Source organism: Neorhizobium sp. P1_A6 (genome assembly GCF_056406795.1).
This window is the reverse complement of the sequence record NZ_JBFTZM010000007.1, coordinates 182,803-195,330: the sequence shown is the minus strand read 5'-3', so window position 1 is coordinate 195,330 and position 12,528 is coordinate 182,803. Positions and strand designations below refer to the sequence as shown.

The window sequence follows — 12,528 nt, the reverse complement described above, 5'->3', positions numbered from 1 at the left end:
ACCAGGGGCCTCGGTGAGGCCGCCTTCACCAGTTCTCGACGAGATTGCCGCGGGGCTCGAACCCCACGGCATCCTGATCCGCGGCGTAGTGAATTTCGGAACGGGCGAGGGACCGTTGCTGGGTGACGGTGCCCTTGCGCAGGCCGTCGTATTGCTCGGCAATGTCGGCGGTTCGATCTGGCCGTCGTTCACGGAATGGCGAAAACGCCATGACGGTCCCGATCCGCTCGACACGTGGTCGAAGTCCCTGATCCGGCCGCTCGCCGAGCAGCTCCGGGCCGCTGCCTATTTCCCGTCCGATCCGCCCTGGCAGCCGTTCCAGCAATGGGCGATGAAGGCTGAAGGTCTCAGGTCTTCCCCGCTCGGCATCCTCATCCATCCGCAGTTCGGGCTCTGGCACGGTTATCGAGGCGCTCTGGGTTTTCCGTATTCGATAGAGATTTCGCCTGATGAGGCCGAGCATCCTTGCGAGAGCTGCGCAGAAAAGCCCTGCCTGTCAGCCTGTCCCGTCAACGCGGTCGGCTTGTCGGGCTTCGATATTCCTCGATGTCACGCCTATCTTGCAAGTGACGCTGGCAAGGCGGTCTGCATGATTTCCGGCTGTGCGGCCCGCAACTCCTGTCCGGTTGGCCTGCAATATCGCTACCCGCCGGGGCAGCTCCGGTTCCATATGGAAGCGCTGGTGCAGTGAGCTTAAAAATTTTTTCTTGGGATACCCCAAGGAATTTCCTGAACGAAACGTCTAAGCTCTTAAGCGACGGAAAAGCGGGCGGGCAAGTGAGCGCGGAAATCCTCGATAAGGCATGCCAAGGCGACCGCAATGCGTTCTCAGCGCTCGTCGAAGCGCATTACGATTTCATTCATGCCGTCGCCTGGCGCTGGTGCGGCACGGAAAGCGATGCGGAAGACATCGCCCAGGACGTCTGCATCCGGCTGGGCAAGGCGATCCGCAGCTTCAAAGGACAGTCGGCGTTCCGCACCTGGCTCTACACGCTGACGCTGAACGCGGTGCGCGACCATCAGCGCCAGTCCTCCCGCCGGCGACGGGACCAGGACCGGCTTGCAAACGACCCGATCTTCTTTTCGCATCTGCAGCCGGAGGAGGACGATCGCGGCGACTGGCTATGGGCGGCGGTGCGCCGCCTGCCGGAAAAACAGCGGGATGCGGTCCTGCTGGTCCATAGCGAGGGTCTGTCCCATGCGGCTGCGGCGGGCATTCTCGACTGCAGCGAAAACACGGTCTCCTGGCATCTGCACGAGGCGCGTAAACGATTGAAGGACCTTCTGAAGAAGGAGGCGGTTTGACCATGACGGACGAATTCGACCAGCTCGGCAATTTGGCCCCGGCGCCTCGCGCTTCCGATGCGGCTCGCGCCCGCGCGCTTGCCGCCGCCATGCAGGCCTTCGACGAGACGGAAAAAAATGCGGCGCGCAGCAAAGGAAGTTCCTGGCGGCAGCGTCAAAGCTCTGTTCTCAATAGGATCTGGAGCATCCGCATGGTTACCCAACACCGTTATCTCGCAGGCTCCGCACTTGCGACGATGCTGATCATTCCGACGGCTGCCCTGCTGACATTCGAACTGACGCGCGGCAACCTGCCGAGCTCAGGGCAGGTCGCGCTGCCGCAAGTCATGGACGCACCGAAGCCCGTGGCGGAGAGAGTGCCGGTACCATCGGTCGCGAAGCCGGCCGAACCGCAGCAGGAAGCCGATCGTAAGGTCTATGCCGCACCGTCGGTTCAATCCTCGAAGCAGAGGGATTTTAGCTCCGCGGATATTGCCCGCCAGCTGAACAAGCAGGAGGCAAATGGCGGTGCGACCAAGCGGAGCGCTGCGCCCAGCCCATCGGTTGCTCCGATGCCCGCGCCCCCGGCCATGGCCGAGCGCGCAGCACCGATGGCCGCTGCTCCCCGTTATGCGCCAACTGAGCGCGAAATCCTGCCGCCGCCCGAAGAGGGCCGCGACCGTTTCGCCAACGCGGACACCAATCCGGTCAAAAGCGTCGCAACCGATCCGGTTTCGACCTTCTCCGTCGACGTCGATACGGCCTCCTATGCCTTCGTGCGGCGCTCGCTGATGGAGGGGCATCTGCCCAATCCCGATAGCGTGCGGGTCGAGGAGATGATCAACTATTTCCCCTATGACTGGCCTCGGTCGCAGACGGCGGACGAGCCGTTCCGCACCACCGTCACCGTTACGCCCACTCCGTGGAATACCGGCACGCGGCTGATGCATGTGGCGATCCAGGGCTTCGAGACCGCGCCGGCCGCGCAGCCTGCCGCCAATCTCGTTTTCCTGATCGACGTCTCGGGCTCGATGAACGCGCCGGACAAGCTGCCGCTCTTGAAAAGTGCCTTCCGGCTGCTAGTCGGTAAGTTGAAGCCGGAGGACAAAGTCTCGATCGTCACCTATGCCGGCAATGCCGGAACGGTGCTGGAGCCGACGTCCGCTCGCGAACGGGACAAGATCCTCGCCGCGATCGACAATCTACGGCCGGGCGGTTCGACGGCCGGGGCGGAAGGCATCGATGCGGCTTATCGGCTGGCCCGCCAGGCCTTCATCCAGGGCGGCGTCAACCGGGTGATGCTGGCGACTGACGGCGATTTCAATGTCGGCGCTTCCAGCGACGAAGACCTCAAGCGCCTCATCGAGCAGCGCCGCAAGGACGGTATCTTCCTGTCGGTTCTGGGTTTCGGCGAAGGCAATCTCAACGACAGCCTGATGCAGACGCTCGCCCAGAACGGCAACGGCACCGCCGCTTATATCGACACGCTGGCCGAGGCGCAGAAGGCGCTGGTCGAAGAGGCTGGTTCGACGCTTTTCCCGATCGCCAAGGATGTAAAAATCCAGGTGGAGTTCAATCCGCAGCAGATCTCGGAGTATCGTTTGGTCGGCTATGAGACTCGGGCGCTGAAGCGTGAGGATTTCAACAATGACCGGGTGGATGCCGGCGATATCGGCTCCGGTCATGCGGTGACGGCAATTTACGAGGTGACGCCGAAGGGCAGTGCCTCGGCACTCAACGATCCGCTGCGCTACGGCCCGGCCGCACCATCCGCGCCGGTTGCGGTCTCCGATGAAATGGCCTTCGTCAAAATCCGCTACAAGCAGCCGGATGGCGATAGTAGCAAGCTGATCACCACGCCGGTCACCGAGATGAATGCGGTGCGCGACTTCGCGTCAGCACCTCAAGATGTCCGGTTCTCGACAGCGGTGGCAGCCTTCGGGCAAAAACTGCGCGGCACCGATGCGCTCGACGCTTATCCCTACCGCTTGATCCTCGACATGGCGCGTAATGCCCGCGGCGAGGATGCGTTCGGATATCGCGGCGGGTTCCTCGACCTTGTGCGGCTTGCCGAGACCCTCGACCGCCGCTAGGCCGTCTCAGTCAAACCTTGGGATAGGCCCGCTCCAGTCCGCCGGAGCGGGTCAACCCGTCGCGAAATGCGGCATAGGCCGGATGCTGGCTCGATTTCGCCGCTTCCATCAGCCGGATCTGCAGCCGGGCAGGGGCGGTGCCGCCGATCCACTCGCCGCATTTCTGCAGTTTCAGCGAATTCAGGAATTTCGCTTCCGAAGCCTGATCGAGATAAAGATGCAGGCCGTCGAGCAGCAGGTCGTCCGACGTCGGATTGTCCATCAGCAGCACCAGCCAGGATTGGTTCTCGGCCGAGAAACTCGCAAGGCTTTCCGCTACCGTTTCCCGGCTGCCGATCGGCGATATGTTTGCCATGTCTCTATCCTTCAGCCCTCACGCGTCAGCCGCGACGGCGACGTCTTTCCCGGCCGGAATCTCCGCCCGATTCGCTGGCGGTCTTATTGCGCAGCGGACCGATCTTGTCGACGATTTCCTCGATCGTCGGCCGCGGCCGGGGGGTGTAATCGTCGAGCGCCGAGCGCATGGCGGCCAGATGTTCGCAGGACGTGCCGCAGCATCCGCCGATGATCCTTGCGCCGGCATCGCGGGCAAGCCGCGCATATTCGGCCATCAGCGGCGGCGTGCCGGAATAGAAGATTTCCGAGCCACGAAATTCCGGAATGCCGCAATTGCCTTTGACGATAGTGACAGCGTCAGGATCGGCGGCTGTCATGTCGAGCAGGCTGGACAGGATATCGGAGGCGCCGACGCCGCAATTGGCGCCAGCCGCGACCGGACCTTCGCCGACATCCTTTGCCACGCTGTGGATCTGCTTGGGATCGAGGCCCATCATCGTCCTGCCGGCCGTGTCGAAAGAGCCGGTATAGGTATAGGGCAACCCGGCCCTGACGGCCGCTTCGGCCGCTGCGCGGATTTCCTCCGGCGCGGACATGGTCTCGATCCAGGCGATATCGGCGCCGCCGGTCTTCAGGCCCTCGATCTGTTCCGCGAAGGCGGCGACTGCATCCTCATAGGTCATGGCGCCGAGCGGTACGAACAGTTCGCCGGTCGGACCGACCGAACCGGCGACGATCACCTTGCGGCCCGCTTTGTCTGCCACCTTGCGGGCGATCTCGGCGGCAAGCCTGTTGAGTTCGTGCACCCGGCCTTCCGCCTTGTGCAGCTTCAGCCGCTGGCGCGTGCCGCCGAAGGAATTGGTGAGGATGATATCGGCGCCTGCGTCGACGAAATCCTGATGCAGCTTCTCGATCTTTTCAGGCGCGGCCTCGTTCCACAGTTCCGGCGCTTCGCCGGCTTCCAGGCCCATGGCGAAGAGATTGGTACCGGTCGCGCCGTCAGCCAGCAGCACGCCCTTCTCGGCCAGAAGTTCGGTCAGTGCATTGGCGGTCGGCATGGGCGCTCCTTGCAATAGCGATCAATCATATAAAGAAGTCTTTATATGATTTCAAGCCGCGGCCACGCGCGCCTCTTCGCGACGCCGGCGGCTCCAGCAGCGCCCGCCCGAATGGCCGGCTCAGAGCGACGCCTTGATCTTATCGGCGATGTCGGGGGCCAGCCATTTGGTCCAGATGTCCGGACTGGTTTCGAGGAAATGTTTGGCGGCAGCCTCGTTGGTGCTCTTGTTGGCCTCCTGCCAGGCCAGCACGCCGTTGACCGTCGCATTGCTCCACTTGCGCCTCTTGATATAGTCCATCGCCACCTCAGCCTTTTGAGCAAACTGCTTGGTCACCAGGGTGAAGGCCTGCGAGGTCGGATAAGAGTTCACCTTGGGGTTCAGGCAGTTGGGGACAGCGGTGCAGGCGTCCCAATCGGCCTTGTCGTGCGGCACGCCGAAGGAGAGCTTCACCATCTCGTATTTGCCGAGGAAGGCGGTTGGCGCCCAGTAATAACCGAGCCAGCCGGTCTTCTTCTCGAAGGCGGCGGCGATCGATTGGTCGAGGCCTGCTGCCGTGCCGGTGTCGATCAGGTCGAAATTCTTCTCTTTGCCGCCGAGAGCCCTGAAAAGATTCGCGGTCGAAATCTGACAACTCCATCCGGACGGGCAGTTGTAGACGACGCCTCTGGCCGACTTCTGCGGAGCCGGAAAGAGATCCGGATGGGCGAGCGCCTGCGCGACCGTCTTGATGTCCGGATGCGAGTCGGCAAGGAATTTCGGGATCCACCAGCCCTCGACGGCTCCATCTGACAGGATTTCGGCGCCGATCACCAGGCGGCCTTCGGCAACGGCCTTGTCGAGGGACGTGCGGACGGAGTTGATCCAGAATTCCGGTGCGAGGTCCGGCTGGCCCCTTTCGTTCATGGATGTGAAAGTCGGAAGCGTGTCACCCGCGACGAGTACGACGGTGCAGCCGAAACCCTGTTCCAGGATGATCTTGTCGAGATTGGCGGCGATGCCGGCTGAGGCCCAGTTCATTTCGGCGATCGAGACTGAACCGCAGTCCGCCGAGGCTGACCCTGCGAAAGCATAAAGACCGGCGGCGAAGACCGTGGAAGCGAGGATTTTTTTCATTTTGAGACCTCCCGGCCGTTTCCTTTCAGTGTTGACTTCAGCAGAGCGCAAGATGGTGATCAACCGATGGAGGCAGTTTCAAGCAGCCCTGCGAAGGATCTACCACATCCGCATTTGCGGTAGCTTTTCACAGATACTGCGCATTTATATGTCAACTCAAATCACGGTAGGGTTTCGGGATCAGAAATCAATACGCGCGACCTGGGATCATTTATCCACGGCCCATTTTTAGGGAACCGCAAGGAAAATGAGAAAATCGCGTGACTTCCGGAGTTCACTAACCATCCGGTAAGAATGTCGCGTTATTGCTTTTAATGCGGGCGGTTAGCTCGCGCCTGGCGCCGGATCAGGTAGTGCGTACCGGTTGCCCTCGCTGTCCGATGGCGGGCCTGCTTTATTGGCCCGCGGACGTTTCATCTTCCGATTGTTGTAGAATTCACGATTGTCATATTGGCTCGTGGGCCTTTTGGCACCGGCGTGGATTTGCGGTCAAAATCGGCTGGCCGAGCCCGGTCAGCCGAGGCCTTTCGTCGGTGAGGCTTGAATACGGCAAGCGGGTATCGGTTGACACCCGTGCTTTCTGGCGGCACCATTTGACCGTAATGCTAATCCAGAGACATCATCACCAACAGGGCCGGACGCCTCCTGTCTACGAATCGTCCGGTCCCCTCTGGTTCAGGCCATTTTCTCCATGACACGCACCGGTCACGTCACCCTTGTCCTCGGCGGCGCCCGCTCGGGCAAATCCGGGATTTCGGAAAGGCTTGCCCATGAGAGCGGCCTGGAACGGCACTACGTTGCCACCGGTCGTGCCTATGACGACGAGATGCGCGAGCGCATCGCCCGGCATCGCGTCGATCGCGGAGACGGCTGGACCACGCACGAAGTGCCGCTCGATCTGGTGGAGCGACTGACCGACATCGATGCGCCGGGGAGGGTCATCCTCGTCGATTGCCTGACGCTCTGGCTCACCAACCTGATGATGGACGAGCGCGATATCGACACTGCCGCCGCCGCATTCGTGCGGCAGTTCGAAAGCCTCTCAGCGAAACTGATCGTCGTCTCCAACGAGGTCGGCCTCGGCATCGTGCCGGACAACAGAATGGCGCGGGAGTTCAGAGACCATGCCGGAAGGCTGCACCAGCGGATCGCGGCATCTGCCGACGAGGTCTTCTTCGTCGCCGCCGGTCTGCCGCTCAGGATGAAGAGCTAGAAGCCGAGCCAGACGCGGACGGGATGGGTCGGGTCGGCGAGCAGCTTCAGGGCGAGCGCCAGGCAGGAGATGACAAGCAGCGGCTTGATCAGCTTGGCGCCGTTCTTCATGGCCAGCCGCGAGCCGACCTGGGCGCCGAGGAACTGGCCGACGCCCATGATCAGGCCAATCTTCCAGAGTACGGACCCGGTTGCCGCAAAGACCAGGAACGAGCCGAAATTCGAGCCGAGATTGATGAGCTTGGTGTGGGCGGTCGCCTTCAGCATGCCAAAGCCGGCGAGCAGTACGAAACCCAGCATGTAGAAAGAGCCGGCACCAGGCCCGAAGATGCCGTCATACAGGCCGACCAACGGGACGATCGTCACCCCGAACACCAAAGGCGTCACCCGGCGGTGACTGTCGATATCGTTGAGATTGGGCTTGATGGCGAAGAACAGCGCGATGGCGATCAGCAGGAACGGGATTGCCGCGGCAAGCCAACCCGCCGGCACCAACGACGCGAGCGCGGCGCCGACGGCCCCGCCGATCAGCGACATCGCCGCCATCGGCAACTGACTTTTTAAGTTCACGTGACCTCGCCGCGCATAGGCAATCGTCGCGGATGCCGATCCGAACTGCGACTGCAGTTTGTTCGTAGCAAGCGATTCGAGCGGCGGGATGCCGGCGATCAGCATGACCGGAATGGTGATGAGCCCACCACCGCCGGCGATCGAATCGACGAAACCAGCAAAAATCGCGGCAAGAAACAGCAGGAAGAGGAATTGGAATGCGAGGTCGGTCAAGGGGAGGAGACTCTGTCAGGGGAGGCGCATCCGGACGGGTGCGGCGTGCTTCTCGCATCGAACCGCGTTGACCGCAACCATCTCCAGCGGAACTCCAGCCATGTTGCTTCCGGGATTGCGCATCATTGGTTTGGCGTTATTGTGCGCGGCTTTCGAAGAGCCGAACGAGGAAAGCACATGCACAAGGTCATTTTCGATACGGACCCCGGCGTTGACGACGCGATGGCGCTGCTCTTTCTGCACCGGCATCCTGAAGTCGACCTGATTGGCGTCACGACCGTTTTCGGCAATGTGTCACTTGATCTGACCACTCGCAATGCGCAGTTCCTGCATCAGGAATGGGGAATTTCCGCGCCGATCGCCAGAGGCGCCGACAGGACGATCGATCCGTTGCGAAGCGACGATCGCGCCGCTTCCGTCGTGCACGGCCTTGACGGTCTCGGCAATATCGGCCTGCCGGATACGATAGACTGGCCGCTCGACCCGCGTCCCGCCTACCAGTTCATCATCGATACCGTCCGCGACAATCCGGGCGAAGTGACGCTGATCGCCGTCGGCCGCATGACAAACCTGGCGCTGGCGCTGCAGGCTGATCCGGATTTTGCCGGCCTCGTCAAGGAAGTCATCGTCATGGGCGGCGCCTTCGATGTGAACGGCAATGTCACGCCGGCAGCGGAAGCCAATATCCATGGCGATCCGGAAGCCGCCGACATCATCTTCACCACGCCCTGGAAGGTCACCATCGTCGGGCTCGATGTGACGCTGAAGACGATCATGACGGGGGAGTATCTTGCCGACATGGCCAAGTCGGGCGAAAAATCGGTGCAATTGCTCTCCGACCTGTCGCAATATTACATCGAGTTCTACAAGAGCCGGGTCGGCATTTCCGGCATGGCGGTACATGACAGCACGGCTTGCGTCTATCTGGTGCGGCCGGACCTCTTTATTCTCCGCAGCGGCGCGGTGCGGGTCGTCTGCGGCGGCATTGCCGACGGCGAAACGATCCAGGCCCCCGACAGCGGCCGCAAGTTCGTCGGCACCGCCTGGGACGGTCAGCCGAGCCAGTGGGTGTGCACCGACGTCCGATCGGGCGAGGTTCTGGAGGTGATCCGCACCGCGCTGGTCGAGAGCCGAGCTTCCGGTGCCTAGGCGATTGCTGTTTAGGCAACAGTTCCGGTGCAAATTTTCACGCGGGAACACGAGGCCATTGGCATTTGTGATCGATTTCCCTATGTGGAACCTTGATTTGGATATTCGACAAAGGACATGGGCGTGACAGCTACATTCGATAAAGTTGCCGACATCATCGCTGAGACCAGCGAAATCGATCGCGAGACGATCACGCCGGAGAGCCACACGATCGATGACCTGGGCATCGATAGCCTGGACTTCCTGGATATCGTGTTCGCCATCGACAAGGAATTCGGGATCAAGATTCCGCTGGAACAGTGGACCCAGGAAGTCAACGAGGGCAAGGTTTCGACCGAAGAGTACTTCGTCCTGAAGAACCTGTGTGCCAAGATCGACGAGCTGAAGGCGGCCAAGGGCTGATCGTCACCGATCATCCCGGGCCGGCAAACTCATGCTGCTCGAATATTTCCAGATGATCGACCGCGTCGAAGCGGTCGATCTTGGGGCCAAAGTGTTGAAGGCGCGGTCTGTCGTGCCTTCCAAAAGCCCTGTCTTCGAAGGCCATTTTCCCGGAATGCCGCTGGTACCTGGCGTGCTCCTGATCGAGACCATGGCGCAGGCCTCCGGTTTCCTAGTGCTTGCCGCCACCGATTTCGCCGCCATGCCGTTCCTGATGTCGGTCGACGGCGCCAAGATGCGCGCCTTTGTGGAGCCCGACGCGGTTCTCGACATCGAGGCGTTTCTGGAGCATGAGGGGTCCGGTTACGCGGTGACCAAGGCAAAGATCACGTGTAACGGCAAGAAGGTCTGCGACGCACAGCTCAAACTGCGCACCATGCCGTTCAGCGAAATCCCGCTGGCGCCGGTCATCCGCAAGCGCGCGGAAGAGGTCGGCCTGATGGATGCGATTGCCGCAAGCGCATAAAAGCCTGCCCGTTCAACCCGGTGGGTCAAAGAGGACATTATGAAGTCTGACAATGATGTCGTGATCACTGGTATCGGGATCGTCACCAGCCAGGGCGTGGGCAAGGAGCCGCATATCGAGCTCCTGTCGTCGCTGCAAGCGGGTGCCCCGAAAGTCGAGACCGATCGTTTCGCGCCGTATCCGGTGCATCCGATGCCCGAGATCGACTGGTCGGCGCAGATCGCCAAGCGTGGCGACCAGCGCCAGATGGAGAACTGGCAGCGGCTCGGCGTGTTTTCCGCAGGCCTTGCGCTCGACGACGCGGGCCTGAAGACGGATGCGGAAGCCTGCGCTTCCATGGACATGATCGTGGCCGCCGGCGGCGGCGAGCGCGACATCAAGGTCGATTCGCTGATCGTCGACGAAGCGCTGAAGCGCAACGACCGCGAAATGCTGCTCAACGAGAAGCTGACGACCGAGCTTCGCCCGACGCTGTTTCTGGCGCAGCTTTCCAACCTGGTCGCCGGCAATATCTCGATCGTCCACAAGGTCACCGGTTCGTCGCGCACCTTCATGGGCGAAGAGGCGGCCGGCATTTCCGCCGTCGAGACCGCCTTCCACCGCATCAAGGCCGGCCAATCTACCCACAGTCTGGTCGGCGGCGCCTTCGTCGCCGAACGCGCCGACATCATCCTTCTTGTCGAGGGTATTCGTGCGCATGCGACGGGCGGCTGGCATCCGCTCTGGTCGCGCTCGGCCGACAATGGCGGCGGCATGATCATGGGCACCGTCGGGGCCTTCCTGGTGCTCGAATCGCGCGCCCATGCGCAGGCGCGGGGCGCCCATATCTACGCTGTCATCGATGCGATCGAAGGCGATCGCGGCAATCGTGACGAGGGCCGCCTCGAAAAACGTCTCGCCCGTCTCGCTGGCCATGCCTCGGGCCTTTCCAAGGCCGATACGGTCGTGTTTTCAGGTGCAAGCGGCGTCGTCGATCTCACGACGCGGGAGAAAACGCTGCTGGAGACCGAATTCCCGGGCGCTGCGATCCGCGGATTTGGCGGCGTCACCGGCCATGGCATGGAAGCGCAATTCCCCTTGGGTCTGGCCCTTGCGGCATTGACCTTGGATGGCGCGGCAAAAGTTCCCACATTCGATGCCCAGAACGAAAAGCCGATGACGGCGCCTGCCAAACACGCGGTGGTGACGACGGTCGGTTATACGCGCGGCGAGGGCCTTGCAGTCCTCTCGGCCGCGTAAAGGAGATTTTGATGAGCGACAACCGCTTCAAGGATCATCTCGGCCGTCCGATCATCGCGATCACCGGCATGGGCGTCATTACCTCGCTCGGCCAGGGCCTTGCCGACAACTGGGCGGCGCTGACCTCCGGCACCTCCGGCATCCACAAGGTGACCCGCTTCCCGACCGAGGGCCTTTCCACCCGGATCGCAGGCACGGTGGATTTCATTGCCGTTCCGGCCGAAAACTCTGTCGAACGTTCCTTCGCTTTTGCCCGCGAGACGACGGTCGAAGCGCTTGCGCAGTCGGGTCTTTCCGGCGATTTCGACGGACCGCTCTTTCTTGCCGCACCGCCGGTCGAGCCGGAATGGAGCGATCGTTTCGCGCTTGCCGACCGCGCTCCGCCGTCGAAGGCCGAAGGCGACGCCTATGACCGTTTCCTCGCCGCCATGCGCGAACGTCCCGATCCGGTCTTCCTCGAAGCCGTGCAATTCGGGTCGATCTCCGAACGCCTCGCCGACAAGTTCGGCACGCGCGGCCTGCCCGTGACCCTCTCGACGGCCTGTGCCTCCGGTGTCACCGCCATCCAGCTCGGCGTCGAAGCGATCCGTCAGGGCCGCACCGATCGCTCGCTGGTGGTTGCGACCGACGGTTCGGTCAGCGCCGAAGCACTGATCCGCTTCTCGCTCCTCTCCGCACTCTCCACTCAGAATGATCCGCCGGAAAAGGCGTCAAAGCCGTTCAGCAAGGACCGCGACGGGTTTGTCATCGCCGAAGGCGCGGCGACGCTGGTGCTCGAATCGCTCGAATCGGCCATCGCCCGCGGCGCCAAGGTGCTCGGCATCATGAAGGGCTGCGGCGAAAAGGCCGACCATTTCCACCGCACCCGTTCTTCGCCTGACGGCGGCCCGGCAATTGCGACGATCCGCGCGGCGCTGGCAGACGCCGGCATGGACGAGGGCAGCATCGGCTATATCAATGCGCATGGCACCTCGACGCCGGAAAACGACAAGATGGAGTATGGCGCGATGCTCGCCGTCTTCGGCGATCGGTTGAAGGAAATCCCGGTTTCCTCCAACAAGTCGATGATCGGCCATACGCTGACAGCGGCCGGCGCCGTCGAGGCCGTCTTCTCCATCCAGACGATGCTGACCGGTACGCTGCCGCCGACCATCAACTACACCAACCCCGATCCGACGATCGTGCTCGACGTGGTGCCGAACAAGAAGCGGGATGGGCAGCCGAAGGCGGTGCTTTCCAACTCATTCGGCTTCGGCGGACAGAACGCCAGCCTTGTCATGACGCTGGAACCAGCTTAGAGACCGTCGCCAATCACGTTTGACGAATTGGGACGCCTCCGGGCGAAGGAAGA

General features: G+C 62.1%; 13 protein-coding genes. 9 read left to right on the top strand and 4 right to left on the bottom strand.

The window, feature by feature from the left end:
• Positions 1 to 13 precede the first annotated feature (13 nt).
• The 3 genes from AC1D3C_RS16485 to AC1D3C_RS16475 all read left to right on the top strand — a co-directional run bounded on the left by AC1D3C_RS16485 (position 14) and on the right by AC1D3C_RS16475 (position 3,377).
• Positions 14 to 691: a ferredoxin gene (locus AC1D3C_RS16485; RefSeq protein WP_477483631.1), complete on the top strand. Its 678-nt coding sequence runs from the start codon at positions 14 to 16 to the stop codon at positions 689 to 691.
• 86 nt (positions 692 to 777) lie between these two features.
• Positions 778 to 1,305, top strand: coding sequence for an RNA polymerase sigma factor (locus AC1D3C_RS16480; protein ID WP_247038688.1), 528 nt, complete (start codon positions 778 to 780; stop codon positions 1,303 to 1,305).
• Positions 1,302 to 3,377, top strand: a complete 2,076-nt coding sequence (locus AC1D3C_RS16475) for a vWA domain-containing protein (RefSeq protein ID WP_477483630.1) — start codon at positions 1,302 to 1,304, stop codon at positions 3,375 to 3,377. Before AC1D3C_RS16480 ends, AC1D3C_RS16475 begins: the two co-directional genes overlap by 4 nt.
• Positions 3,378 to 3,387: 10 nt before the next feature.
• On the opposite strand, the gene AC1D3C_RS16470 is transcribed toward AC1D3C_RS16475, so the two are convergent.
• The 3 genes from AC1D3C_RS16470 to AC1D3C_RS16460 form a co-directional block, all read right to left on the bottom strand.
• Entirely contained in the window at positions 3,388 to 3,732 is a 345-nt protein-coding gene (locus tag AC1D3C_RS16470) for a hypothetical protein (RefSeq protein WP_477483629.1), read from the bottom strand.
• Positions 3,733 to 3,757: 25 nt separating this feature from the next.
• Positions 3,758 to 4,771 carry a betaine--homocysteine S-methyltransferase gene (gene bmt, locus AC1D3C_RS16465; protein WP_477483628.1) on the bottom strand — a complete coding sequence of 338 codons (1,014 nt, stop codon included), beginning with the start codon at positions 4,769 to 4,771 and terminating at the stop codon, positions 3,758 to 3,760.
• 120 nt (positions 4,772 to 4,891) lie between these two features.
• Positions 4,892 to 5,887 carry an ABC transporter substrate-binding protein gene (locus AC1D3C_RS16460; protein WP_477483627.1) on the bottom strand — a complete coding sequence of 332 codons (996 nt, stop codon included), beginning with the start codon at positions 5,885 to 5,887 and terminating at the stop codon, positions 4,892 to 4,894.
• A gap of 691 nt (positions 5,888 to 6,578) precedes the next feature.
• On the opposite strand from AC1D3C_RS16460, the gene cobU reads away from it, so the two are divergent.
• Positions 6,579 to 7,100 (top strand): bifunctional adenosylcobinamide kinase/adenosylcobinamide-phosphate guanylyltransferase, encoded by a 522-nt coding sequence (gene cobU / locus AC1D3C_RS16455; RefSeq protein ID WP_477483626.1) that lies wholly within the window; start codon positions 6,579 to 6,581, stop codon positions 7,098 to 7,100.
• Here the strand turns inward: cobU and AC1D3C_RS16450 are convergent.
• The gene (locus AC1D3C_RS16450) at positions 7,097 to 7,882 is read right to left on the bottom strand and encodes a TSUP family transporter (protein WP_247038698.1); all 786 of its coding nucleotides are present in this window, start codon (positions 7,880 to 7,882) and stop codon (positions 7,097 to 7,099) included. The two genes, cobU and AC1D3C_RS16450, sit on opposite strands and share 4 nt — an antisense overlap.
• A gap of 177 nt (positions 7,883 to 8,059) precedes the next feature.
• Here AC1D3C_RS16450 and AC1D3C_RS16445 point away from each other — a divergent pair, with 177 nt between their 5' ends.
• From AC1D3C_RS16445 to AC1D3C_RS16425, 5 genes are all read left to right on the top strand, one after another.
• On the top strand, positions 8,060 to 9,031 hold the full coding sequence (locus AC1D3C_RS16445) for a nucleoside hydrolase (protein WP_247135987.1): 972 nt from the start codon (positions 8,060 to 8,062) through the stop codon (positions 9,029 to 9,031).
• Between the two features lie 117 nt (positions 9,032 to 9,148).
• Entirely contained in the window at positions 9,149 to 9,433 is a 285-nt protein-coding gene (locus AC1D3C_RS16440; protein WP_092662234.1) for an acyl carrier protein, read from the top strand.
• 31 nt (positions 9,434 to 9,464) lie between these two features.
• The gene (locus tag AC1D3C_RS16435) at positions 9,465 to 9,938 is read left to right on the top strand and encodes a 3-hydroxyacyl-ACP dehydratase FabZ family protein (RefSeq protein WP_037082199.1); all 474 of its coding nucleotides are present in this window, start codon (positions 9,465 to 9,467) and stop codon (positions 9,936 to 9,938) included.
• A gap of 39 nt (positions 9,939 to 9,977) precedes the next feature.
• Positions 9,978 to 11,177, top strand: a complete 1,200-nt coding sequence (locus AC1D3C_RS16430) for a beta-ketoacyl-ACP synthase (RefSeq protein WP_477483625.1) — start codon at positions 9,978 to 9,980, stop codon at positions 11,175 to 11,177.
• An 11-nt stretch (positions 11,178 to 11,188) separates the two neighbouring features.
• Positions 11,189 to 12,475: a beta-ketoacyl-ACP synthase gene (locus AC1D3C_RS16425; protein WP_247038704.1), complete on the top strand. Its 1,287-nt coding sequence runs from the start codon at positions 11,189 to 11,191 to the stop codon at positions 12,473 to 12,475.
• Positions 12,476 to 12,528 lie beyond the last annotated feature (53 nt).